The organism is Serratia sp. PL7 (assembly GCF_945957435.1).
In genome coordinates, this window is sequence record NZ_CAMFLB010000029.1 from 69,375 (window position 1) to 94,418 (window position 25,044).

General features: G+C 53.1%; 25 protein-coding genes. 1 reads left to right on the forward strand and 24 read right to left on the reverse strand.

The window, feature by feature from the left end; all coding sequences use genetic code 11:
• Positions 1 to 67 precede the first annotated feature (67 nt).
• The 10 genes from N6G83_RS47075 to glmU form a co-directional block, all read right to left on the reverse strand.
• Positions 68 to 907 carry an ABC transporter substrate-binding protein gene (locus N6G83_RS47075; protein ID WP_211134721.1) on the reverse strand — a complete coding sequence of 280 codons (840 nt, stop codon included), beginning with the start codon at positions 905 to 907 and terminating at the stop codon, positions 68 to 70.
• Positions 908 to 1,074: 167 nt separating this feature from the next.
• Entirely contained in the window at positions 1,075 to 1,806 is a 732-nt protein-coding gene (gene phoU / locus N6G83_RS47080) for a phosphate signaling complex protein PhoU (RefSeq protein ID WP_024484696.1), read from the reverse strand.
• A gap of 12 nt (positions 1,807 to 1,818) precedes the next feature.
• On the reverse strand, positions 1,819 to 2,589 hold the full coding sequence (gene pstB / locus N6G83_RS47085) for a phosphate ABC transporter ATP-binding protein PstB (RefSeq protein WP_370454353.1): 771 nt from the start codon (positions 2,587 to 2,589) through the stop codon (positions 1,819 to 1,821).
• Positions 2,590 to 2,642: 53 nt separating this feature from the next.
• Positions 2,643 to 3,533: a phosphate ABC transporter permease PstA gene (gene pstA / locus N6G83_RS47090; protein WP_024527372.1), complete on the reverse strand. Its 891-nt coding sequence runs from the start codon at positions 3,531 to 3,533 to the stop codon at positions 2,643 to 2,645.
• 1 nt (position 3,534) lies between these two features.
• A complete protein-coding gene (gene pstC, locus N6G83_RS47095) occupies positions 3,535 to 4,491 on the reverse strand; it encodes a phosphate ABC transporter permease PstC (protein WP_024527373.1) in 957 nt (318 codons plus the stop codon).
• Between the two features lie 90 nt (positions 4,492 to 4,581).
• Complete coding sequence (pstS, locus tag N6G83_RS47100) at positions 4,582 to 5,622, reverse strand: phosphate ABC transporter substrate-binding protein PstS (RefSeq protein ID WP_024527374.1); 1,041 nt, start codon at positions 5,620 to 5,622, stop codon at positions 4,582 to 4,584.
• A 327-nt stretch (positions 5,623 to 5,949) separates the two neighbouring features.
• On the reverse strand, positions 5,950 to 7,029 hold the full coding sequence (locus N6G83_RS47105; RefSeq protein WP_211134661.1) for a GNAT family N-acetyltransferase: 1,080 nt from the start codon (positions 7,027 to 7,029) through the stop codon (positions 5,950 to 5,952).
• A gap of 1 nt (position 7,030) precedes the next feature.
• On the reverse strand, positions 7,031 to 8,146 hold the full coding sequence (locus tag N6G83_RS47110; protein ID WP_211134662.1) for a hypothetical protein: 1,116 nt from the start codon (positions 8,144 to 8,146) through the stop codon (positions 7,031 to 7,033).
• A gap of 122 nt (positions 8,147 to 8,268) precedes the next feature.
• Positions 8,269 to 10,098, reverse strand: a complete 1,830-nt coding sequence (gene glmS, locus N6G83_RS47115; protein ID WP_024527377.1) for a glutamine--fructose-6-phosphate transaminase (isomerizing) — start codon at positions 10,096 to 10,098, stop codon at positions 8,269 to 8,271.
• A gap of 349 nt (positions 10,099 to 10,447) precedes the next feature.
• Positions 10,448 to 11,818, reverse strand: a complete 1,371-nt coding sequence (gene glmU / locus N6G83_RS47120) for a bifunctional UDP-N-acetylglucosamine diphosphorylase/glucosamine-1-phosphate N-acetyltransferase GlmU (RefSeq protein ID WP_211134663.1) — start codon at positions 11,816 to 11,818, stop codon at positions 10,448 to 10,450.
• Positions 11,819 to 11,865: 47 nt separating this feature from the next.
• Here glmU and N6G83_RS47125 point away from each other — a divergent pair, with 47 nt between their 5' ends.
• Positions 11,866 to 12,132 carry a hypothetical protein gene (locus N6G83_RS47125; RefSeq protein ID WP_152529888.1) on the forward strand — a complete coding sequence of 89 codons (267 nt, stop codon included), beginning with the start codon at positions 11,866 to 11,868 and terminating at the stop codon, positions 12,130 to 12,132.
• On the opposite strand, the gene N6G83_RS47130 is transcribed toward N6G83_RS47125, so the two are convergent.
• From N6G83_RS47130 to asnC, 14 genes are all read right to left on the reverse strand, one after another.
• The gene (locus N6G83_RS47130) at positions 12,113 to 12,532 is read right to left on the reverse strand and encodes a F0F1 ATP synthase subunit epsilon (RefSeq protein WP_004933814.1); all 420 of its coding nucleotides are present in this window, start codon (positions 12,530 to 12,532) and stop codon (positions 12,113 to 12,115) included. The genes N6G83_RS47125 and N6G83_RS47130 overlap by 20 nt on opposite strands.
• 20 nt (positions 12,533 to 12,552) lie before the next feature.
• Positions 12,553 to 13,935, reverse strand: a complete 1,383-nt coding sequence (atpD, locus tag N6G83_RS47135; RefSeq protein ID WP_024484688.1) for a F0F1 ATP synthase subunit beta — start codon at positions 13,933 to 13,935, stop codon at positions 12,553 to 12,555.
• A gap of 32 nt (positions 13,936 to 13,967) precedes the next feature.
• A complete protein-coding gene (gene atpG, locus N6G83_RS47140) occupies positions 13,968 to 14,831 on the reverse strand; it encodes a F0F1 ATP synthase subunit gamma (protein ID WP_021181426.1) in 864 nt (287 codons plus the stop codon).
• 57 nt (positions 14,832 to 14,888) lie between these two features.
• A complete protein-coding gene (atpA, locus tag N6G83_RS47145; RefSeq protein WP_024527379.1) occupies positions 14,889 to 16,430 on the reverse strand; it encodes a F0F1 ATP synthase subunit alpha in 1,542 nt (513 codons plus the stop codon).
• A gap of 12 nt (positions 16,431 to 16,442) precedes the next feature.
• Positions 16,443 to 16,976 carry a F0F1 ATP synthase subunit delta gene (atpH, locus tag N6G83_RS47150; protein ID WP_024527380.1) on the reverse strand — a complete coding sequence of 178 codons (534 nt, stop codon included), beginning with the start codon at positions 16,974 to 16,976 and terminating at the stop codon, positions 16,443 to 16,445.
• A gap of 14 nt (positions 16,977 to 16,990) precedes the next feature.
• Entirely contained in the window at positions 16,991 to 17,461 is a 471-nt protein-coding gene (atpF, locus tag N6G83_RS47155; RefSeq protein ID WP_021181429.1) for a F0F1 ATP synthase subunit B, read from the reverse strand.
• A 58-nt stretch (positions 17,462 to 17,519) separates the two neighbouring features.
• Entirely contained in the window at positions 17,520 to 17,759 is a 240-nt protein-coding gene (atpE, locus tag N6G83_RS47160; RefSeq protein WP_004393045.1) for a F0F1 ATP synthase subunit C, read from the reverse strand.
• Between the two features lie 49 nt (positions 17,760 to 17,808).
• Positions 17,809 to 18,588, reverse strand: coding sequence for a F0F1 ATP synthase subunit A (gene atpB, locus N6G83_RS47165; protein ID WP_037434395.1), 780 nt, complete (start codon positions 18,586 to 18,588; stop codon positions 17,809 to 17,811).
• Between the two features lie 22 nt (positions 18,589 to 18,610).
• Complete coding sequence (atpI, locus tag N6G83_RS47170) at positions 18,611 to 18,994, reverse strand: F0F1 ATP synthase subunit I (protein ID WP_024484684.1); 384 nt, start codon at positions 18,992 to 18,994, stop codon at positions 18,611 to 18,613.
• A 636-nt stretch (positions 18,995 to 19,630) separates the two neighbouring features.
• On the reverse strand, positions 19,631 to 20,251 hold the full coding sequence (gene rsmG, locus N6G83_RS47175) for a 16S rRNA (guanine(527)-N(7))-methyltransferase RsmG (protein ID WP_260524212.1): 621 nt from the start codon (positions 20,249 to 20,251) through the stop codon (positions 19,631 to 19,633).
• A 140-nt stretch (positions 20,252 to 20,391) separates the two neighbouring features.
• Positions 20,392 to 22,281 (reverse strand): tRNA uridine-5-carboxymethylaminomethyl(34) synthesis enzyme MnmG, encoded by a 1,890-nt coding sequence (gene mnmG / locus N6G83_RS47180; RefSeq protein WP_021181433.1) that lies wholly within the window; start codon positions 22,279 to 22,281, stop codon positions 20,392 to 20,394.
• A gap of 381 nt (positions 22,282 to 22,662) precedes the next feature.
• On the reverse strand, positions 22,663 to 23,103 hold the full coding sequence (gene mioC / locus N6G83_RS47185) for an FMN-binding protein MioC (RefSeq protein ID WP_024484681.1): 441 nt from the start codon (positions 23,101 to 23,103) through the stop codon (positions 22,663 to 22,665).
• Positions 23,104 to 23,357: 254 nt separating this feature from the next.
• Positions 23,358 to 24,479, reverse strand: coding sequence for a DUF1266 domain-containing protein (locus N6G83_RS47190; protein WP_211134665.1), 1,122 nt, complete (start codon positions 24,477 to 24,479; stop codon positions 23,358 to 23,360).
• A 52-nt stretch (positions 24,480 to 24,531) separates the two neighbouring features.
• The gene (gene asnC / locus N6G83_RS47195; RefSeq protein ID WP_021181440.1) at positions 24,532 to 24,993 is read right to left on the reverse strand and encodes a transcriptional regulator AsnC; all 462 of its coding nucleotides are present in this window, start codon (positions 24,991 to 24,993) and stop codon (positions 24,532 to 24,534) included.
• Between the last annotated feature and the right edge of the window lie 51 nt (positions 24,994 to 25,044).

Here is a 25,044-nt window from a genome sequence, read left to right on the forward strand (position 1 = left end):
GAGGTACTTCCCCTCACCCCAACCCTCTCCGCCACTATACAAAACCGGGGGAGAGGGAGAAGGGAGATTAGGCTTTAGGTTGCTGATCCAACGGGCCGATCTTGAAATCGCCACGCGGTTGGGCGGATTTGGTTTCCGGGCCGAACCAGCGATCGTAAATCTTCACCGCATCGCCATCTTTTTCCAGTTTGATCAAGGTGTCGTTGATGGTGGCCGTCAGACGTTCTTCGCCTTTTGGAATGCCAACGCCTTGATACTCTTTGGTGATGCTGAACGGAGAGATTTCAAAGTCGGCTTTTTGCGCGGCTGGCAGGTTGCCCAGCAGGCCAACCAGCTTGGCATCGTCCTGAGTAATAGCCTGCACGTTGCCGTTACGCAAGGCGACAAACGCCAGTGGGGTATCGTCGTAAGAGATCACTTTGGCCGTTGGATAGTGCTCACGCAGGGTAATTTCCTGCACGGTGCCTTTATCTGCACCGATGCGTAGCTTCTTGATGTCTTCCGGGGTTTTCAGCACGCCCTTATGGGCAATGAATTTCTGGCCGGTAGCAAAATACGGCACGCTGAAATTCACTTCTTTGGCACGCTCGTCGGTGATGGTGAAGTTGGCCGCGATCAGATCAACCTTTTTTGACACCAGCAGAGGAATCCGGTTAGCCGGGTTGGTGGCGCGCAGTTCAACCTTGACGCCCAGCGCCTTACCGATAGCCTCGGCCACGTCCACGTCATAACCCACCAGCTTTTTGCTTTGCGGATCGACATAACCAAACGGTGGGTTACTGTCGAATACCGCAATACGCACCACGCCAGCTTTTTGAATATCATCGAGTTTATCGGCATGTGCCACACCGGTGGCAAGGCTGGTCAGGCTGGCTAACAGAGATAAGGCTAAGACGCGCTGTTTCATGAAAAGCTCCCAAGTGATTGATGTCCCGCTGGCTGATAAGCTAGCAAGCCTCACTTAGGTCAGGAAATAATATTAAACGCTATAGTTATAACCTTTTTAACTTTACGGTTTTTAAATGGCATAAAGGCGCCATTTTCAGCGCCTTGTGGAATAACTCACTGGTTGAATTACGCTTTTTTCTCGTCTTTACCGTCTGACAACAGCTTGTCCAGCGCATCGCCACCGATATGGCGGAAATCCTGGCCTTTGACGAAGTAGAAGATGAATTCGCAAATATTCTGGCAGCGATCGCCGATACGCTCGATAGAGCGGGCACAGAACAGCGCCGTCAGCACGCTCGGAATGGTGCGCGTATCTTCCATCATGTAGGTCATCAACTGGCGCACGATGCCTTCATATTCCTGATCGACCTTCTTGTCTTCGCGGTAAATCCGGATGGCTTCATCCAGATCCATACGCGCAAAGGCATCCAGCACGTCGTGCAGCATCTGCACGGTATGGCGGCCCAGTGACTCCAGGCTGACCAGCAACGGCTGATGCTGGTGCGAGAATTTCTCCAGTGCGGTGCGACAGATTTTGTCCGCTACGTCGCCGATGCGTTCCAGCTCGGAAATGGTCTTGATGATCGCCATCACCAGGCGCAGATCGCTGGCGGTCGGCTGGCGTTTGGCAATGATACGCACACAGGCTTCATCAATCGCCACTTCCATCATATTGACCTTGGCATCACCCTCGATCACCCGTTTGGCCAGTTCACCGTCCTGGTTATGCATCGCGGTAATGGCGTCGGTCAGCTGTTGCTCCACCAGCCCGCCCATGGTCAGCACCTGGGTGCGGATGTGCTCGAGTTCAGCGTTGAACTGGCCGGAAATGTGTTTGTTTAAATTCAGGTTATCCATGATGCATCCTAATCAACCATAGCGGCCAGTAATGTAGTCTTCGGTCTGCTTCTTCTGTGGCGCGGTAAACAGAGTGTCAGTATCGCTGAACTCGATCAACTCACCCAGATACATAAATGCGGTGGAGTCGGAACAACGCGCCGCCTGCTGCATATTGTGGGTCACGATCACCACGGTGTAGTCAGATTTCAGCTCGCTGATCAGCTCTTCAATCTTGCCGGTGGAAATTGGATCCAGCGCTGAGCAAGGCTCATCCAGCAACAGCACTTCCGGGCGAATGGCAATGCCGCGCGCAATGCACAGGCGTTGCTGCTGGCCGCCGGACAGGCTGTAACCGCTCTGGTGCAGCTTGTCCTTGGTCTCGTTCCACAGTGCCGCCTTGGTCAGCGCCCATTGGACACGCTCGTCCATATCCGCACGGGACAACTTCTCGAACAGGCGCACGCCAAAGGCGATGTTGTCATAAATCGACATCGGGAACGGCGTTGGCTTTTGGAACACCATACCCACCTTGGCACGCAGCAGCGCGATATCCTGGTTATCCGTCAGGATGTTTTGCCCATCCAGCAGGATATCGCCTTCGGCACGCTGCTCGGGGTAGAGTTGGTACATCTTGTTGAAGGTCCGCAGCAGCGTCGATTTGCCGCAGCCAGACGGGCCAATAAACGCGGTCACCTTGTTCTTGGCGATATCCAGCGTGATGTTTTTCAGCGCATGGAATTTGCCGTAGTAAAAGTTCAGATCGCGTACCTGAATTTTGCTGCTGGAAGTGGAGTCAACCATACTCATCAAGACTTCTCTCTTTTCACGGTGTCGCCTGAGCGGCACCTAAATTTTTATGAATGCTTTTTCTTGGCGAAAATCACACGCGCCAGGATATTCAGTAACAGTACGCACAGAGTGATCAACAGCACCCCGGCCCAGGCCAGCTGTTGCCATTCGGCAAACGGGCTCATGGCAAACTTGAAAATGGTGACCGGCAGGTTGGCGATCGGCTGCATCAGGTTGGTGCTCCAGAACTGATTCGACAGCGAGGTAAACAGCAACGGGGCGGTTTCCCCGGCGATACGCGCAATCGCCAGCAGTACGCCGGTGATAATGCCGGAGACCGACGCCTTCAGCGTAATGGCGGAAATCATGCGCCATTTTGGTGTCCCCAACGCATAGGCCGCTTCACGCAGCGTGTCCGGTACCAGCTTGAGCATGTTCTCGGTGGTGCGGATCACGATCGGGATCTGCAACAGGGCCAGCGCAATGATCCCGGCCCAACCGGAGAAGTGCTCCATCTTCGCCACCACCACGGTGTAAACGAACAGGCCCACGACGATCGACGGCGCGGATAACAGAATATCGTTGATAAAGCGGATCACTTCTGCCAACCAGGATTTACGGCCATATTCCGCCAGATAGATCCCCGCCATGATGCCCAGCGGAGTACCGAAGATGGTCGCCCACAGGATCAGCAAGCCGCTACCGGCGATGGCGTTAGCCAGACCACCGCCCGCAGTATTCGGCGGCGGCGTCATTTCGGTAAACAGCGCCAGCGACATACCGTCGATGCCCTTGGTGACGGTCGAGAACAGGATCCACACCAGCCAGAACAAGCCAAAGGCCATAGTCGCCATCGACAGGAACAGCGCCAGACGGTTTTTCTGCCGACGCCAGGCCTGCATTTTACGGCGGCTTTCCGCCAGTGCTACCGGGTTTTGCATATCCATCGTTGCCATGTTAGCGACCCTCACGCTTGGCCAGACGCATCACCATCAACTTCGATAGCGCCAGGACGATAAAGGTGATCACAAACAGGATCAGCCCAAGCTGCATCAATGCAGAGGTGTGTAGCCCGGATTCCGCTTCAGCGAATTCGTTGGCCAACGCCGAGGTGATGCTGTTGCCCGGCATATACAGCGAGAAGCTGTCGAGCTGGTAGGTGTTACCGATGATAAAGGTCACCGCCATGGTTTCCCCCAGGGCGCGCCCCAGGCCAAGCATCACGCCGCCAATCACGCCGTTTTTGGTGAACGGCAGCACAATGCGCCAGATCACTTCCCAGGTGGTGCAGCCGATGCCATAGGCCGACTCTTTCATCATCACCGGGGTCTGTTCGAACACATCGCGCATTACCGCCGCAATGTAAGGAATAATCATAATGGCCAGGATCACCCCGGCAGCCAGAATACCGATACCAAATGCCGGGCCGGAGAACAGCTCGCCTACGATCGGGATACCGGACAACACTTCCCCCACCGGGGTCTGGAAATATTTGGCGAACAGCGGAGCAAACACGAACAGGCCCCACATGCCGTAAACGATGCTTGGGATCGCCGCTAACAGTTCTATCGCAATCCCCAACGGGCGCTTGAGCCAGTTAGGGGCCAACTCGGTCAGGAACAGGGCAATACCAAAACTGACCGGCACAGCGATAATCAGCGCAATCACCGAGGTGACGACCGTGCCGTAGATCGGCACCAGCGCACCAAACTGCTCGGCTGGCGCATCCCACTCTTTGGTCCACAGGAAGGCAAAACCGAACTTCTGCATGCTTGGCCAGGAGGCGATAATCAGCGAAACGATAATGCCGCCCAGCAACAATAGGGTAATCAGCGCCGCCAGTCTGACCAGCGCGCTGAAGATGATGTCACCGTTTTTACCCGGTGCTTTAATGGTCGGCTTGTACTCAGCCATAGATTACTCTTCTGTTTAAAGCTTGAAGGGCCCGGCACGCCAGGCCCCGACAGTCAGGTTGAGGCACGGTCTTCCGCACCCCCTGCGTTGTTAGAACAAGGCCTTACCGGAGCTGTCTTTGATGTTGGTTTTCCAGGCAGCACGGATTTGCTCAACCACTTCGGCAGGCAAGGCGGCGTAATCCAGTTCGCTAGCCTGTTTGGCACCGGTCTTGTAAGCCCAGTCAAAGAACTTCAGCACTTCTGCGCCCTGCTCAGGCTTCTTCTGCTCTTTGTGCACCAGGATGAAGGTGGTGGAGGTGATTGGCCAGACGTTGTCGCCTTTCTGGTTGGTCAGATCCTGCGCGAAAGTTTTACTCCAATCCGCGCCTTTGGCTGCGGCGCTGAAGCTCTCTTCGGTTGGGCTGACCGGTTTGCCATCGGCAGACACTAATTTAGTGTAGGCCAGGTTGTTCTGCTTGGCGTAAGCGTATTCAACATAGCCGATAGAGCCAGGCAGACGCTGAACGAACGCGGCGATGCCGTCATTACCCTTGCCACCCAGGCCGGTTGGCCAGTTAACGGTTGAGCCTGCACCAATTTTCTCTTTCCACTGCGCGTTAGCCTTGGCCAGATAGCTGGTGAAGACGAAAGAAGTCCCGGAACCATCAGCACGACGCACCACGGCGATAGCCTGATCCGGCAGCTTGACGCCCGGGTTCAGTTTAACGATCGCCGGGTCATTCCATTTTTTGATGTTGCCCAGGTAGATATCACCCAGGGTTTGACCATCCAGGGTCAGCTCACCGGATTTGATGCCCGGAATATTCACCGCCAGTACCACGCCACCGATCACGGTAGGGAACTGGAACAGGCCGTCCGCAGCCAGTTTTTCATCGGACAGCGGGGCATCAGAAGCACCAAAGTCAACGGTGTTGGCGATGATTTGCTTCACACCACCAGAAGAACCAATCCCCTGATAGTTAACCTTGTTGCCGGTTTCTTTCTGATAAGAATCTGCCCACTTGGCATACACCGGAGCGGGGAATGTCGCACCTGCACCGGTCAGGCTAGCAGCAGCGAAGGCGGACACAGAGGCCAAAGAGAAAGTCGCTGCCACAATACTGGCGACGGTGGTACGCATCAGTTTCATAATCCCTCCTAATGGGATATTTCAAAAATCGACTTTGAGTCGTTTTCATCAGAGTAAGTATTGCTGCAGAAGGGAAAATAGGACAGTTTGGTGACAGTAAAATGTACGAAATATGACAGTTATATTACAGCGGAGAGTAATTGATATTAATTTGATTAAAATCAGTGAGATGATGTCATTTTCAGACATAAAACAATCTGCAAAAATCTGCCTATTGCTGCACTATCTCTCTGAATATGAGCGGTTTTCGCTCTTTTTTACACGTTTGTCATATTGCCAATCGCTGGCGCACTATCCCCAAGTTGCAGGGCGATATCTGAGTAATATTCATAACTGATAGCGTTTCAATAACGGCTGATAGACCTTGCGGGAAAGCCAGGAAATCACCGCCCAAACGCTACGCTGATAAACGTTCAGGTGCCGGACATAGACCATGCTGTATTCAATCTCCGGTTGGCAACCGCGAACCCGCTTAAAATCTGGTGCGCCGGAACTCAAATTGAGAAACAGCTTGTGCTCCATGGCGTAACGTAACGCAAAGGCGAGCAGACGACGATATAGCGCCAATGATGTGGGTAATTCTGTCCGATAGCCGACGATCGGCACCGTTACCGTCTGTTCCAACTGAACCATTCCCAACACCCCCACCATTTGCTGCTGGTGGAACAAGCCGTACAGTTGCAACACACCAAGCTGCGAGGCCTGGGATAAATAACCGGCGGTGAACTGCACATTCTGGCGGCTGTATTTTTCCAGGTAGAGCTGGTTATAGAGGCGTTCGGCACACTGCATTTGTTCGGGATCCTTGGCAGACAGCCGTTTGAACTCCCATCCCATCTGATGCAGTAATTTGTCATCCCGGCGCGCGTTGATTTTACCCCACCAGCGTAAAGGATCGTCCAGGCAATAGACCTGACGGCTGACGATAGGCAGCCAACCTTGCTGGGAGAGTCGTGCCAACAGCTCAGGAGTCTGCTGCCCATTAAGTGAACGGATCATCAACGTATGCTGGGGATAGCGCTGCAATGCCTGTTGCCGCAACGCGTCGGTATCCAGGGATTGCCAGTGGCTGCTGGTCAAATTGGTGGAAAGGCACTGATTATTCAGCACCTGGAGCCGATCGACGTGTGCCAGCAATAAGGGCCATTTCAGCAACAGCGTCAACCCGTTGCACAGCGCCCGCAACGCGCCGTTATCGATTTTGATAATTTCATCCCGCGCGTAATCGACGATCAGCGCCAGCGGGGAAACCACATAGCAATTACCGGGTACGTAATCATTGACCGTCGCCGGTATCCAGAAGCCATCCTGTTGATACTCGGTCATCGACGTCTGGAGGTTGGCAATCATGCCTGGCTGTTGCAACAGAGTCAGTTGCAGGCGCTGCCAATGATTAACCTGTTCCATGCTAACCGTCCCACTCGATATCAAAGGTGCTGGCATCGGTGAGAGGCCGCCGATAGCGTAAGCTGCGGTATCCCATTTCCAACAACGCACACCACTGCGCTCCGGCACTTATCGGCCAACGGTGATCGTTGAGCAGATTAGGCGCTTGGCGAAAGTCCCGCCATAGCGTCACCAACTGCTTATCGCGCCAAGCCTGCCAGGCAAAGAATAACAGTATGATCACGCCCACATGTCCTGCCTTGGGCGGCGCTGGCTGGTATTGCAATTGCCCATCGGCAGCGATGGACATCTGAGCCCCCAGCAAATGCAGGCCGCTGGTGGCCCTGGGATTACACTCAATAACAAAAATCACCCCGTCCTGTTCGATAAAATCGAACGCCACCTGGCCATGAAAGCCGGTTTTCTCCCCAAACTGACGGACAAAATCGTCCAGCCTCCAGTCCTGATGAGGGACAAAGTAACTACCTGCAGCCTGATTGAAGCAGTATTTGGGTTGATAAGCCTGATGCGCGATCAGCCTGCCGTGTTCGAACACGGCATAGTTGCACAAAGCCACACCCTCTAATTTCTGCTGCTGCACCCATGGGATATGCTCGTTGAGCTGCCGATCGTTCAACACACCCGGGTTTGGGGTACGGATCACTCGGCGACCAAAGCGTGAATAAACCGGTTTCAAAATGGTCTGAGGATCGTCGGTAATTTGCGAGCAAGAGGTCAGCATTCGGGTTGCGGGAGTCCGTACCTCACCCAATCCCGTTAACAGGCTCAGGCTTTGGTACTTATGGTGCAGTTCAAATAGCAACCGCCGTTCAGGTATCAGCCACTCGGTAGGCCCGATATACGTAGCAAACGCCTGGGAGAGGTAGAAGATCTCTTCGCAGGTGGGGATCAGCAGCCCAATAGCATGTAGGTCGAGATAGCCTTGCAGTTGCTGTTGATAACCGGCAAGGTCCTGGCGCGGGGAGGGAAGCCGTAGATAACCTTCAATCCCTAGTAAAAAGCGGCCCAGCGGCCACCTCAGGCTATCCGCTAACCAGACGCGGTGCCCGCTACGCAACGCAATACGCGCCCACTCAATCGCAACAGGTGCGCGTGCTCCTGTAATCAAAATATTCATTATCTACGTATTCCCTTCCCTGTAGCATCACCCGCCAATCATAGCGTTAATGGTAAAACTGGGGCTAAAAAAATACCGTGTTGAGTAACCCAACACGGTATTCATAGCAGGAGGGTTAGCGATTATTCCACAGTAACGGATTTCGCCAGGTTACGTGGCTGATCCACATCGGTGCCTTTGATCAGAGCGACGTAGTAAGACAGCAACTGTAACGGCACGGTGTAGAAGATCGGTGCAACTATTTCTTCAACATGCGGCAGTGGGATGATGGTCATCCCTTCGCTGCTGACGAAACCGGCATCCTGATCGGCGAACACATACAGCTGGCCACCACGAGCACGCACCTCTTCGATATTGGATTTAAGCTTCTCCAACAGCTCGTTGTTAGGTGCAACCACGATCACCGGCATATCGGCATCGATCAACGCCAGCGGGCCGTGCTTAAGCTCACCGGCTGCGTACGCCTCTGCGTGGATATAGGAGATCTCTTTGAGCTTCAGCGCTCCTTCCATAGCGATCGGGTATTGATCGCCACGGCCAAGGAACAGTGCGTGATGCTTGTCAGAGAAACCTTCCGCCAACGCTTCGATGCTCTTATCCAGTGACAGCATCTGCTCAATACGCGCAGGCAACGCTTGCAGACCGTGCACAATGTCATGCTCTACGCTTTCCGCCATCCCTTTCAGACGGCCCAGACGCGCCACCAGCATCAACAACACAGCAAGCTGGGTGGTAAAGGCTTTGGTCGAGGCAACGCCGATTTCGGTACCGGCCTTGGTCATCAGCGCCAGGTCAGACTCACGCACCAGGGAAGAACCTGCCACGTTGCACACGGCCAGGGAACCCAAATAGCCCAGCTCTTTGGACAAGCGCAGCGCTGCCAACGTATCGGCGGTCTCACCGGATTGAGACAGGGTGATGATCAGGCTGCCTGGGCGCACCGCTGACTTGCGATAACGGAATTCAGAGGCGATCTCGACGTCACAAGGCACACCGGCCAGCGACTCGAACCAGTAACGTGCCACCATCCCGGAGTGGTAAGAAGTCCCACAGGCGATGATCTGTACGTGCTGCACTTTTGACAGCAGTTCGTCGGCGTGCGGACCAAGCTCACTCAGGTCGATCTTGCCATGGCTGAAACGCCCCTCAAGGGTGTTTTTCAGCGCCATTGGCTGCTCAAAAATCTCTTTTTGCATGTAATGACGGTACGCGCCTTTGTCACCGGCGTCGTATTGCACCTGAGATTCGATCTCTGGGCGCTCAATCGCATTACCTTGCTTGTCAAAAATGCTGACGGTGCGGCGGGTCACTTCTACTACGTCACCTTCTTCCAGGAAGATAAAGCGACGGGTTACCGGCAGCAGGGCCAGTTGGTCAGAGGCAATGAAATTTTCGCCCACGCCACGGCCAATCACCAGCGGGCTACCTGAACGGGCAGCTACCAATACGCTAGGATCGCGGCTGTCCATCACCACGGTGCCATAAGCGCCACGCAGCTGTGGGATCACACGCTGTACCACTTCCAGCAGTGTACCGCCCTGCTTCTGTTCCCAATGCACCAGGTGAGCAATCACCTCGGTATCGGTTTCAGAACTGAAGTGATAACCACGCTCAATCAGCTGTTCGCGCAGCGGTTCGTAGTTTTCGATAATGCCGTTATGCACCACCGCGATGTAATCTGAAACATGAGGATGCGCGTTCGCCTCCGAAGGCTCACCGTGCGTCGCCCAGCGGGTATGGGCAATCCCGGTACCGCCGTGCAAATCCTGTTGCTCTGCCGCTTCAGCCAGTTTTTGTACCTTGCCGACACGACGCAAACGGCTGACGTTACCCTCGCTATCCACCACGGCCAGACCCGCTGAGTCATAGCCCCGGTATTCCAGGCGGCGTAAACCTTCCAGCAGGATCTCGGCGATATCACGTTGCGCTACTGCACCTACAATTCCACACATTAGTCGTATTCCTAATTAAGTGCCTTTCAGGGCACTTGCGATGCCTTGACCTGATTTTTGCCGGTTTTACCGTGCTTCCCCGAGCCTGTAGAGAATGGGGATTATTATGTTTTGCTCTGTGCTCTTTAGCGAAAGTACAGAGCAAAACAGTGATGCCCTCACCCTAACCCTCTCCCACAGGGAGAGGGGATCGATCGAGAGTGTCTGAAATTACGTCTTCTACATTAGCACCGGCTGATTCACCTTGATTGAAGGGGCGATCGCGGTTGCTATGATTACCCCTGCTATCCCAACAGAGCAGGGGCTAACAGCTCTCTCTCCCTGTGGGAGAGGGTTGGGGTGAGGGGGCCTACTTCTTCTTGGTTGGACGCTGCCAGCCTTGAATGTGCACCTGCTTGACCCGGCTCAACACCAGCTCATTATCCGCAATATCACGGGTCACCGTGGTACCGGCAGCGATCGTCACCCCTTTGCCTACGGTGACCGGAGCCACCAGCTGAGTGTCCGAGCCGACAAACACGCCGTCGCCGATAATGGTTTTATGCTTGTTGGCACCGTCGTAGTTGCAGGTGATAGTACCGGCACCGATATTCACATCATCGCCAATTTCGGCGTCGCCCAGATAGCTCAGGTGACCAGCTTTGGAACCTTTGCCCAGGCGGGCCTTTTTGATTTCCACGAAGTTGCCGACGTGGGCACCTTCTGCCAGTTCGGCACCAGGGCGCAGACGGGCAAATGGGCCAACAGTACAGGCAGCTTCCAGCTGCGCATCTTCCAGCACGCTGTAAGGGCTGATCTCGCAGTCGTCGCCAATCACGCAGTTTTTCAGCACGCAGCCGGCACCGATCTTCACGCGGTTACCCAGCTTGACCTTGCCTTCGATAATCACGTTGGCATCGATGGAGATATCGCGGCCATGTTCCAGCGCGCCACGCAGATCGAAGCGCGCCGGATCCAGCAGCATCACGCCAGCCAGCAATAGCTTCTCTGCCTGCTCGGCCTGATACACGCGTTCAAGCTGCGACAGTTGCAGGCGGTTATTCACGCCTTCAACTTCGCTCAGGCGCGCCGGGTGTACGGCCTCAATCCTGTTACCCTCAGCATGCGCCAGGGCAATGATGTCGGTGATATAGAATTCACCCTGGGCATTATTATTGTTCAGCTTGCCCAGCCAGCGCTTCAGATCGCGGCCGTTGGCCACCAGAATGCCGGTATTGATCTCATTAATCTGGCGCTGCTCATCATTGGCATCTTTATGTTCGACAATGCCCACCACGGTGCCGTTTTCACGTACGATGCGGCCATAACCGCTCGGGTCTTGCAGCTTCACCGTCAGCAGGCCAATGCCACCCTGAGGTTTGGCTGCCAGCAGGCGCGTCAGCGTCTCGACGGCGATCAGTGGCACATCGCCATACAGCATCAGCACGTCTTCATCATCGGCAAAATGCGGAGCCGCCTGCTGCATCGCATGGCCGGTTCCCAACTGCTCAGCCTGTAACACCCAGTTTAGTGCATCATTGCGCAGGGTGCTTTTCAGCAACTCGCCGCCATGGCCGTAAACCAGATGGACATTTTGGGCACCCAGCTTCATGGCAGCATCAATGACGTGCTGCACCATTGGCTTACCCGCCAGCGGATGTAACACCTTGGGAAGGTCGGAATACATGCGTGTTCCCTTGCCCGCGGCGAGGATAACCACGCTCATTGCGCTGTTAGACATAAGCAACCTGATAACTCCATTTTGATGGACGAAAGTAAACCCGTTTGATGACGGAATTACTACATATTTCTCTACACGAATCCGGCGCAGGCCGCATGGCTCCTAGCCTGCCGCCAATGGCTGCAATCCAACCGTACAGCGAAAAAACTGTCGGTGATCGGCGACGCTTAATTCCACTGGCAGCGCTAATACAGCACAATGCCTGGCCGGTTGAAACGCTTATTTTAAAACAAAAAAAAAGCGACCCACAGGGGCCGCTTTCTTATTTCCACACGCTGCAGGCAACGTGGGAGTTTACATCGCTTTTCTGGTGAGCTCGATAACGCGCAGTTTCGCGATCGCTTTCGCCAGTTCAGCAGATGCCTGAGCATAGTCGACATCGCCATGAGAGCTACGGATGTGCTCTTCAGCTTTACGCTTAGCTTCCAGCGCTCTCGCTTCGTCGAGGTCCGTTCCACGGATGGCAGTGTCCGCCAGCACGGTTACCACGCTCGGCTGTACCTCAAGGATACCGCCGGACAGGTAGATGAACTCTTCTTCACCGTGCTGTTTAACAATACGCACCATGCCAGGCTTGATGGCAGTCAGCAGCGGCGCATGGCCAGGGAAGATCCCCAGTTCGCCTTCGCTGCCTGTCACCTGGATCTTCTGCACCAGGCCGGAAAACATCTGTTTTTCCGCGCTGACGACATCCAGATGGTAAGTCATAGCCATATCACCCTCCTCTCAAGGCGTTACAGTTTCTTGGCTTTTTCCACTGCTTCTTCAATGGTGCCAACCATGTAGAACGCCTGCTCCGGCAGGTGGTCGTAGTCGCCGTCCATAATGCCTTTGAAACCACGAATGGTGTCTTTCAGCGATACGAACTTGCCCGGAGAACCGGTAAAGACTTCTGCCACGAAGAACGGCTGAGACAGGAAACGTTGGATTTTACGCGCACGGGATACAACCAGCTTGTCGTCTTCTGACAGCTCGTCCATACCCAGGATGGCGATGATATCTTTCAGTTCCTGGTAGCGTTGCAGAATAGACTGCACGCCACGCGCTACGTCGTAGTGCTCCTGGCCAACTACCAGCGGATCCAACTGACGGCTTGTGGAATCCAGCGGGTCAACGGCCGGGTAGATACCCAGAGAAGCGATGTTACGGCTCAGTACCACGGTTGCATCCAAGTGAGCAAAGGTGGTGGCTGGTGATGGGTCAGTCAAGTCATCCGCAGGAACGTAAACAGCCTGCACAGAGGTGATTGAACCGGTCTTGGTAGAGGTGATACGTTCTTGCAGAACACCCATCTCTTCCGCCAGCGTTGGCTGATAACCTACTGCCGATGGCATACGGCCCAAAAGTGCGGACACTTCGGTACCGGCCAGGGTATAACGGTAGATGTTATCGACGAACAGCAGTACGTCACGACCTTCGTCACGGAACTTCTCAGCCATGGTCAGGCCGGTCAGCGCAACGCGCAGACGGTTACCTGGTGGCTCGTTCATCTGGCCGTAAACCAGGGAAACTTTGTCCAGTACGTTGGAGTCGGTCATTTCGTGGTAGAAGTCGTTACCCTCACGAGTACGTTCACCCACGCCCGCAAACACAGAATAACCGGAGTGCTCGATCGCGATGTTACGGATCAGCTCCATCATGTTTACGGTTTTACCTACACCAGCACCACCGAACAGACCGACTTTACCCCCCTTGGCGAACGGGCAGATCAGGTCCATTACCTTGATACCGGTTTCCAGCAGATCCTGGGAGCTGGACAACTCTTCGTAGCTTGGCGCCGGGCGGTGAATAGCCCAACGTTCTTCTTCGCCGATGTCGCCCTTCATGTCGATTGGTTCACCCAATACGTTCATGATACGGCCCAGGGTAGCTTTACCTACCGGTACTTCAATTGGGTGCTGCAGGTCGGTTACGGCCAGACCACGACGCAGACCGTCTGAGGTCCCCATTGCGATACAGCGAACCACGCCGCCACCCAGCTGTTGCTGAACTTCCAGCACCAATTTCTCGGTGCCGTTTGCAACCTCAAGAGCGTTGTACACTTTCGGTACGGCATCCTGAGGGAACTCGACGTCCACCACGGCGCCGATTACCTGGATAATCTTTCCAGTAGCCATCTTGAATCCTCTACGTAATTCGTAAACCTAGCTTAAACCGCGGAGGCTCCCGAAACGATCTCGGTGAGTTCCTGAGTGATGCTGGCCTGACGCGCCTTGTTGTATACCAACTGCAGCTCTTTGATCAGGCTACCGCCGTTATCGGTTGCGGCTTTCATCGCTACCATTCGTGCGGCCTGCTCGCTGGCCAGGTTTTCCACGACGCCCTGATAAACTTGCGATTCCACATAACGGCGCAGCAAGGTATCAAGCAGCACTTTTGGATCGGGTTCATACAGGTAATCCCAGGATTTTTTCTTCAGTTCACTGTCATCAGAAGGTGGCAATGGCAGAAGTTGCAGTAACTGCGGTTCCTGGGACATCGTATTAACAAATTTGTTGCTGACAACGTACAGCTTGTCTAAACGACCTTCGTCGTAGGCTTGCAGCATCACTTTCACTGGACCGATCAGATCCGACAGGGAAGGGTTATCCCCCATGCCGGTCACCTGGGCAACCACGTTGCCGCCCACGGAACCAAAGAAAGAGGCTGCTTTTGAGCCAATCAGCGCTAAATCAGCTTCAACGCCTTTTTCAGACCAGCCTTTCATCTCTGCCAACAGCTTCTTGAACAGGTTGATGTTCAAGCCGCCGCAGAGACCACGGTCAGTAGACACCACCAGATACCCGACGCGCTTAACGTCACGCTCATCCAGGTACGGGTGCTTATATTCCAGATTCCCTAAAGCTAGGTGACCAATCACCTCGCGCATGGTCTCTGCATAAGGACGGCTGGCCGCCATGCGTTCCTGCGATTTACGCATTTTGGAGGCGGCGACCATTTCCATCGCTTTAGTGATCTTCTGCGTGTTTTGCACGCTGGCGATCTTACTACGTATCTCTTTTGCGCCGGCCATCTCTGCTTCTCCTCATTGCCAGCGGCCTGCCGTCTTGCAACGGCAGGCCGCTATGCGTTACCAGGACTGGGTTGCCTTGAAGGTATCGAGGATGCCTTTCAGCTTGCCTTCGATCTCATCGTTATAAGCACCAGTTTGGTTGATGTGGTTCAGCAGTTCGGCATGCTCGCGATCCGCAAAAGCAACCAGAGCGGCTTCGAAGCTGACGACTTTCGCCACTTCTACGTCGTTCAGGTAGCCACGCTCGGCGGCAAACAGCACCAGAGACTGTTGTGCGACGGACATCGGCGCATACTGTTTCTGTTTCAGCAGCTCGGTCACTTTCTGACCGTGGCTCAGCTGTTTACGCGTTGCATCGTCCAGATCGGAAGCGAACTGAGAGAACGCAGCCAGTTCACGATACTGCGCCAGAGCGGTACGAATACCACCGGACAGTTTTTTCATGATCTTGGTCTGTGCTGCACCACCCACACGGGATACGGAAATACCCGGGTTAACCGCCGGACGAATACCAGAGTTAAACAGGTTGGATTCCAGGAAGATCTGACCATCGGTAATCGAGATTACGTTGGTCGGAACGAACGCGGAAACGTCACCCGCCTGGGTTTCAATGATCGGCAGAGCGGTCAGTGAACCGGTTTTGCCTTTGACTTCACCTTTGGTGAAGGCTTCAACGTAGTCGGCGTTAACACGCGCAGCACGCTCCAGCAAACGGGAGTGGAGGTAGAATACGTCGCCTGGGTAAGCTTCACGACCTGGTGGACGGCGAAGCAGCAGGGAGATCTGACGGTAAGCAACAGCCTGTTTGGACAGGTCATCGTATACGATCAGCGCATCTTCACCGCGGTCACGGAAGTATTCGCCCATTGCGCAACCGGCATATGGCGCCAGGTATTGCAGTGCAGCGGATTCTGACGCGGTAGCCACAACCACGATGGTGTTGGCCAGTGCGCCGTGCTCTTCCAGCTTGCGTACCACGTTAGCGATGGTAGACGCTTTCTGGCCGATAGCTACGTAAACGCATTTGATGCCGGAATCGCGCTGGTTGATGATCGCATCGATCGCCAGGGCAGTTTTACCGGTTTGACGGTCGCCGATCACCAGCTCACGCTGGCCACGACCGATTGGGATCATGGCGTCGACCGATTTGTAGCCGGTCTGTACAGGTTGATCAACAGACTGACGCTCGATAACGCCAGGTGCGATAGTTTCAACCGGAGAGAAACCGTCATGTTCAACCGGGCCTTTACCGTCGATAGGTGCACCCAGGGTGTTGACCACACGGCCCAGCAGACCACGGCCAACTGGAACTTCCAGAATACGGCCGGTACATTTTACCTTCATGCCTTCGGCCAGATCCGAATACGGACCCATTACCACGGCACCTACAGAGTCACGCTCCAGGTTCAATGCAATTGCGTAACGGTTGCCTGGCAGTGCGATCATTTCGCCCTGCATAACCTCGGCCAAACCGTGTACGCGGATGATCCCGTCGCTGACGGAAACGATGGTACCTTCATTGTGAGCTTCGCTCACTACATTGAACTGAGCAATGCGCTGCTTGATCAGTTCGCTGATTTCGGTGGAATTCAGTTGCATGCTCCAGTCCCCTTAAGACTGCAAGACGTCTGCCAGGCGCTCGAGACGGCCACGTACGCTGCCATCGATCACCAGATCACCGGCACGGATAATGACACCGGCCAGTACAGACTTGTCAATTTTGCAATTCAGCTTAACTTTGCGTGACAGACGTTTTTCCATCGCAGCGATAATCTTGGCTTGCTGTGTGTCGTTCAGTGCGCTCGATGAGAGCACCTCGACTTCGACGGTGGATTCCAGCGCGGCGCGCAGTTCGATGAACTGTTGCAGCACCGCAGGAAGGACCAGTAAACGCCCATTTTCGGCCATTACACGGATAAAGTTCTGGCCATGTTCGTCGAGCTCATCGCCACAAACCGCAATAAACGTGTTGGACAAGGTTTCAGGTGCAACAGCACCGGAAAGCAGTTCCGCCATCTGTTCATTACGCGTGACAACAGCAGTAAACGCCAGCATTTGCTGCCAGCGTTCTACGCTTTGGTTCTCAACGGCAAAGTCAAAAGCTGCTTTGGCGTAGGGGCGAGCTACGGTGATAAATTCAGACATCAGCCCCTCCCTCCTTACAGTTCAGCGACCAGTTTATCAACGATGTCGCTGTTAGCAGCTTCATCCACGGAACGTTCGATGATCTTCTCGGCACCGGCAATTGCCAGCATCGCGACTTGCTTACGCAACTCTTCACGAGCGCGCTTACGTTCGGCTTCGATCTCAGCCTGAGCCTGCGCCACGATTTTGTTACGTTCCTGCTCGGCTTCTGCTTTCGCTTCGTCCACGATCTGAGCTTTGCGTTTGTTTGCTTGCTCAATAATCGCCTGGGCTTCCGCTTTGGCAGTTTTCAGCTGGTCGGTCGCATGGGCTTGCGCTAAGTCCAAATCTTTTTTGCCACGTTCTGCGGAAGCGAGGCCATCAGCAATTTCTTTCTGACGCTTCTCGATGGCAGCCATAATTGGCGGCCATACATACTTCATGCAGAACCAGACAAACAGGATGAACGCGATAGCCTGGCCGAGGATTGTTGCGTTAAGATTCACAGCACAATGCCTCTTTAAAAGTTAATAATGTGGTTTCTTTGTAGAGTGTGAACCCTACTTACGCGACAGCAAACATCACGTACAAACCCAGACCAACAGCGATCATCGGGATGGCGTCAACCAGGCCCATAACGATAAAGAACTGTGTACGCAACAGAGGGATCAGATCAGGTTGACGTGCAGCGCCTTCCAAGAATTTACCACCCAGGATGCCGATACCGATCGCAGCACCGATTGCCGCTAACCCCATCATAATAGCGGCAGCCATGTACAGCAGATCCATATTCAGGTTTTCCATGACAGTCTCCAGTTTGTTTCAGTTTAATAGTGCAAGTGTTTTAAGAAAATCAGTGCTCTTCAGATGCCATCGACAGATAGACAATCGTCAGAACCATGAAAATAAAGGCTTGAAGCGTAATGATCAGGATGTGGAAGATTGCCCAAGGCAAACTCAGCATCCACTGTGACCACCACGGCAACAGACCAGCAATCAGGATGAAGATCAACTCACCCGCATACATGTTGCCGAACAGTCGCAGACCCAGTGAAACAGGTTTGGACAGCAGGCTGACACCTTCAAGGATCAGGTTAATGGGAATAAATACCGGGTGGTTGAACGGCTGCATGGTTAACTCTTTGACGAACCCACCAATGCCTTTCATTTTAATGCTATAGAACAGGATCAGGACAAATACGGCCAACGCCATCGACAACGTGATGTTCACGTCGGCGGTAGGCACCACACGCAGTGCTGGCAGGCCAAGGTAATGCTCACCGATGAACGGCAGAAGGTCGACCGGGATCAGGTCCATCAGGTTCATCAGGAATACCCAGACGAACACCGTCAGCGCCAGCGGAGCAATGACCTTGCTCTTGCCGTGGTACATATCTTTTACGCTGTTGTCGACAAAGCCAACGATCAGCTCAACGGCGGTTTGCAACTTTCCGGGCACGCCGCTGGTGGCGTTTTTGGCTACCTTGCGGAATACCGCCAGAAAGACCACCCCGAGGACAATGGAGAAAAACATCGAGTCGACGTTAATCGACCAGAACCCCGTCCCGACCTGAAGCTGCGTCAGGTGGTGACCGATATACTCCTGTGGAGTCAAGACTTCTCCTGCAGACATGATGCCTCTTACCCTTATTTAGTTAAGTTCGGTAACTGTTAATCACGGCTGGTGCCACTATCTGCACAATCAACACCGCTAAATAGGTCAGGCCAAGCGGTACAAACGCCGCTTTGAACACCCCAAGCGCCACGATCAGCAAAACGATGGTGATCACGACCTTTAGCCCTTCACCAATGGCGAACGACCAGGCAACCCGTCCGGGTGCCGGCGTCTGTGCCTGATGACGCAAGGCAAACAGCATAAACATGGCATTGGGTAACCAGGCAGCCAGGCCACCTGCCAGTGCCGAACCGCTCCACTCCAGACTTTTCAGGCCGAAAGCAGCGCTGATCAAAACAAAAGTCATTAACTGCAGCAACAGCAACTTGCGTGCAACTTTTCCGCTGTACAGGGACACAGACATGACGTTTGTTCTCTCCGTACCCCTGAGGGGGTATGCCGACGTATAAAACTGCCTTTGCGGTTCTGAGTCAAGCAGCAAAAAACGTGCAAATTATACGGGCCACTCCAACGAATTCAATCGATAAGTAGCGAAAAGGTGAACAATTATTTAAATTTCCCCTTTTAGGGCTATTTTCACAAGAAAATGGCCGGAATAATCGCTCGCATTTATTTGTCTGACTATTCCACGGTTGCGGTAAGAAACGTGCAACCGATCACAATACTGACTATTAATGAGTTATAGCCCAGGTTCACGACCTAGGTCTTTAGCTTTTTGGGCGATCAAAAAATATTATAAATCAAATCATTACAACGTAACCGTTCAAAAACAATCCTTATACCCCGCAAAAACCTTTTATTGACATTCACAGGAATAATAAAGCAACACTCAATTAACACTGACAGCAAATCGGAATCTTTCACACATTGTTGCTAACGTGACTATCACCTACTGAAATGATGCATTTTTGACATAACAATGTTAATTAAAAGTAAATAAACGAAAGAAAGGGCCTGTCTGATTAGACTGCTTGCTATTTACCTTCTGTACCCTACACCAATCACTGATTATTTGATGCTAAGCAATTCTGATCTGGCTTTAGTGGGCTTTCAGGACGATCAAATGGCGCTCGCCATCCAGCTCCGGCACCTGCAAACGCACCACCGACTCCAGAGAAATCCCTTCTGGCAACTGGGCCAACTCGTCTTGCGGGCAAACCCCTTTCAGCGCATAAAAACGCCCCTGCCCTTTGGCTGGCAGGTGGTGACACCAAGCCAACATGTCTTGCAGTGAAGCAAAAGCCCGGCTGATCACACCGTCAAACGGCGGTTCTACCACAAACTCTTCCACACGGCTCTGTACCGGCTCGATATTATTCAGCCCCAACTCATGCTGCACCTGTCGCAGAAAGCGTACACGCTTGCCCAGGCTGTCTAACAGGGTGAAATGGGCATCGGGCCGCACGATTGCCAACGGAATGCCTGGCAAACCCGGGCCGGTGCCAACGTCGATAAAGCGTGAACCTGTCAGATGGGCATTCACCACAATGCTGTCCATGATATGACGCACCAGCATTTGCTGCGGATCGCGTACAGAAGTGAGGTTGTAAGCCTTGTTCCACTTGTCGAGCATAGCGACATAGCCCAACAATTGCTGCTTTTGTTGATCGGGAAGCGAAATTCCAGCCGCTGAAAGCAACGAATCCAATTTTTTTTGCACAACAGAGTCCTCTGACAGGCGTGGAACATGCAGGCCAATCTGCAACTGCTCTCTTAGGCAGTCTATGATAATTCAGGCTTGATATGATGTCAGCGGCCGTTTGCTCAGCAGATAGGCAAACGGCCACTCGGTGAGCGGATTTATGCGCTGCGGCGCAGTAAGCCCTGTTTTTTCAGCCAGATCAGCAAAATAGAGATCGCTGCTGGGGTGATGCCGGAAATGCGCGAAGCCTGACCGATCGAGTTAGGCTTGTGATCGTTCAGTTTGGCGATCACCTCGTTGGACAATCCGGAGACCTGGCGATAATCGAGATCCAGCGGCAGCACGGTATTCTCGTTGCGCTGTTGTTTGTCGATCTCATCTTGCTGGCGAGCGATGTAGCCTTCGTATTTCACCTGAATTTCCACTTGCTCAGCGGCTTCGGTGTCTGCCAGTGCAGGAGCAAAAGCTGCCACCGCGGTCAGTTGGCCATAATCCATTTCCGGGCGGCGCAGCAGTTCTTCGCCATTGGCTTCACGTGACAGAGGAGCTTTCAGCAGGACGTTAACCTGTTCGACGTTCTCTGAATGCGGGTGCACCCAGATATCACGCAGACGCTGGCGTTCCTGTTCGATGTGCTCAAGTTTTTCGCAGTAGCGCTGCCAACGTTCATCATCAACCAGCCCCAGTTCACGGCCTTTTTCCGTCAGGCGCAGATCGGCGTTGTCTTCACGCAGCATCAGACGGTATTCGGCACGTGAGGTAAACATGCGGTACGGCTCTTTGGTTCCCAGCGTACTGAGATCGTCCACCAGCACCCCCAGGTAAGCCTGATCGCGGCGTGGTGACCAGCCTTCGTCTTCAACGGCATAACGCCCGGCGTTCAACCCGGCCAACAAGCCCTGCGCAGCAGCTTCTTCGTAACCGGTGGTGCCGTTGATCTGGCCTGCGAAGAACAGACCTTGAATAAATTTGCTTTCCAATGTGGGCTTCAAATCGCGTGGATCGAAGAAATCGTACTCGATGGCATAGCCAGGGCGAACGATACGGGCATTTTGCATCCCTTCCATCGAACGCACGATCTGCATCTGTACGTCAAACGGCAAACTGGTGGAAATCCCGTTCGGGTAGATCTCGTTACTGGTTAACCCTTCAGGCTCCAGGAAGATCTGGTGCGCATTACGATCGGCAAAGCGCATCACTTTATCTTCGATCGACGGGCAATAGCGTGGGCCGATCCCTTCGATGATCCCGGCATACATCGGGCTACGATCGAGGTTGTTGCGGATCACGTCATGGGTTTTTTCATTGGTGTGCGTGATGTAGCACGGCACCTGTTGTGGATGCTGGCTGGCGTTGCCCAGGAAAGAAAACACTGGAATTGGCGTATCGCCATGCTGCTCAGCCAGAACGCTGAAATCTATGGTGCGTGCATCGATACGGGGAGGTGTACCCGTTTTCAGGCGATTGACACGCAGAGGCAGTTCACGCAGACGCTGTGACAAAGAGATCGACGGAGGATCCCCAGCACGGCCACCGCTGTAGTTTTCCAGGCCGATGTGGATCTTGCCATCCAGGAAGGTGCCTACGGTCAGTACTACCGCTTTGGCACGGAATTTCAGCCCCATCTGGGTCACCGCACCCACCACTCGATCGTTTTCGACGATCAGATCCTCAACCGGTTGTTGGAAGATCATCAGGTTTGGCTGGTTCTCCAATGCGGTACGAACGGCTTGGCGATACAGGACGCGATCTGCCTGAGCCCGAGTGGCTCGCACTGCCGGGCCTTTGCTGGCGTTTAGTATCCTAAACTGGATACCTGCATGGTCGATCGCCTTGGCCATCAGCCCGCCGAGTGCATCGATTTCCTTGACCAGATGCCCTTTCCCAATACCACCGATCGCCGGATTACAGGACATTTGTCCCAGCGTGTCGATATTGTGGGTCAGTAATAAAGTCTGACGTCCCATACGTGCCGCAGCCATGGCGGCTTCGGTTCCGGCATGGCCACCACCGATGATAATGACGTCAAATTGCTCTGGATAAAACATGGAACAGCACCTCGGAGTACTTGCGAACGATCGTTGTTTGCCCTGGGGGGAGGATTCTACTCAAGTTTAGTCGATCGACCAAGCGGTCAGGATCTTAGGTAATTAAAAGAAGATCTTTTTTATTTAAAGATCTCTTTATTAGATCTCTTATTAGGATCGCGATCCTCTGTGGATAAGTGATTATTCCACAGAAAGATCAGCCGATTAAGCAGGATCGTTTGCTGTGAATGATCGGTGATCCTGGCCAGTATAAGCTGGGATCTAAATGGCATGTTATCCACAGGACAGAAAGCGTACGACGGTTGTTATTGGGATAACTACCGCTTATACCCTGCTTTCGAGCCTAGTTATACACAATCGTTCGCGCGATCTTTAACCGAATTAGAGTAAAATAATCCAATTCTTCAGCCATTCTTCGGCAGGATCCTCGGGAATTTCATGTTGGGTCACGTCGATCTCGAGACGATCGCCGATCCTTTTCGCTCCACGAGCCTGGAAAAGATCGTCGATCTGTTTGATCGCACCACAGAAGGTATCGTACTCAGAACTGCCCAAACCGACGGCGCCGAACTGCACCTGCGATAAATCAGGTTGCTGCTCTGCCAGTTGTTCCAGCAGTGGCTGCAGATTATCCGGTAAATCACCGGCACCGTGAGTGGAGGAAACCACCAGCCACCGGCCCGACAGCGTCAATTCATCCAATTCAGGGCCATGCAGCATTTCCGTTGAGAAACCTGCTTCTTCGAGTTTCTCGGCCAAATGTTCAGCCACGTATTCTGCGCTGCCAAGCGTGCTGCCACTGATCAGAGTAATGTCTGCCATGAATGAATGATCCCAACCTTAAACTCAAGAGGCCGTATTGTACTCTGTGAATCAGCTGGGATCTACCTGTGGATAATATGGGTATAACGATCTTGTCTAGTACAGAGTCTGCGATTAAGGCGTTAATTTCTCACAGAATAACGGCATTCTCTTTGTGTAATGTTTTGATTTGAGGTTATTTAATCGAGAAAGGGGGGCGGGGTAAGGAAGAAAGCGGCCAGCGTGCCATAAGCTCACTGACCAATAAATTTTTATTACGACACGTAATCTTCGGGTTTAATCGATGATATGAACGGCTGCTCAGGCTGTAGATGAGCAAAGCCACTGAGCATATCTTCACTCAGCTCAATACCGGGGCGTGCTGGCCAAGGTAACGATTTGATTGGCCAATGACAGTGTTGCTGATAGTCCTTGAACTGCGCTAATCGGCCCTTTACCAAGTCGAAGTCGTTACTCCAAAAGGCATGACCGAGACGGTAGTTCTTATTGAATTCGTCAAAACTGGCAAAGAGTTCATGCGCTATATCGGCTGTTTTCAATATGTTGTCCCAGGCTTCTTGTTCTGCGATCAAACCGGCACAAAAACATGAGCGGCTCAGTGTGATCACCCGCCATAGATCGAAGGCCCAAATCAGCGCTGGCGAGCGTTGCTCCGGGCTTGGGGTTATGCAGCTATGAATATAACCGACAGGCTCTTCAATCAGTGCGGCCAGATTCCTCACCCAGGTATCATCTTCTACCGAATGGCGCATGTCGAAGGCAAAATGCTGGGAGTGCATACCGGCCAAAAGTTTATTCACAGCTTCGCGATAGTGCTTGGCGTCGGCGATGTTCCAGTCATCGTACAACCCTTTAAGGTGATCTTTGGGCTGTGATGGATCCAGCAATGGAAATGTCTTAACGGGATCTTGCAGGCGTGCGGCGATCGGGTAGTGCTCAAGTGTTTCACTCCAAAAGCCATGTGAATAAGTTTGGACTATGTCCAGGCGCAATGCTTGACGCTTGTTGTCTTCTAACTGGCCTAAATTCCCCTGCTGATAGTATCGCTGTTGCTCGCGCATAGGGGTTTTGACCAACCATGAGCACCCTATGGCCACCAGCCCGATGGCTAGCGCAGTACAGCCCCAAATCCAGTAAACTAGCGGGGGTAGTGAAGTACTAATGAAGCTATCCTGATAAGCAATTACCAGTAAGAATGACAGGCCTATGCCCAAGAGAGTCGGTATAACGAGTAACACGGAAATCACAGCGGCCAACGGACTTAATACCTTTAGCATGCCCTGGTTACCCGCTTCGCGATATTTATCCCGGAAAACCTTAACGTTTTTAACCGGAAAATCCTTGAATAGCGGGTGGTTTTGCATCAGTTCCTTCATTGGATTGCATTGCTCCTTTTTTATCTATATAGCTATCCTAACAAACACCAGCCTAAGGCGTAATGGTACGCATGATAGGATTCTGCAGCGAGATCAGCGTCTCCGTTGACTGGATCTCGTCGATGGTCTGGATCTTGTTGATCAGTACCTGTTGCAACGCATCGATCGAGCGGCACATCACCTTGATAAACACGCTGTAGTGACCGGTGGTGTAATAGGCTTCCACGACTTCCTCCAGGCTTTCGAGTTTTTTCAGCGCCGAAGGGTAGTCCTTGGCACTCTTCAATATGATGCCGATAAAGCAGCAGACGTCGTAGCCCAGCTGTTTTGGGTTCACATCAACCCGCGTTCCGGTGATGATCCCGGCCTGCTTCATCTTCTCCACCCGCACATGAATGGTGCCGGGGCTGACGGCAAAATTCTTCGCCAGTTCAGCGTAAGGCATGCGGGCATTTTCCATTAATGCGTTGAGGATGCCGCGATCGAGATTATCGATCTGATAAATTTCTGCCATTAAATGCCCCTTTAATTGCTGATTATTGAATTATCACCGTTTAAAAATGAC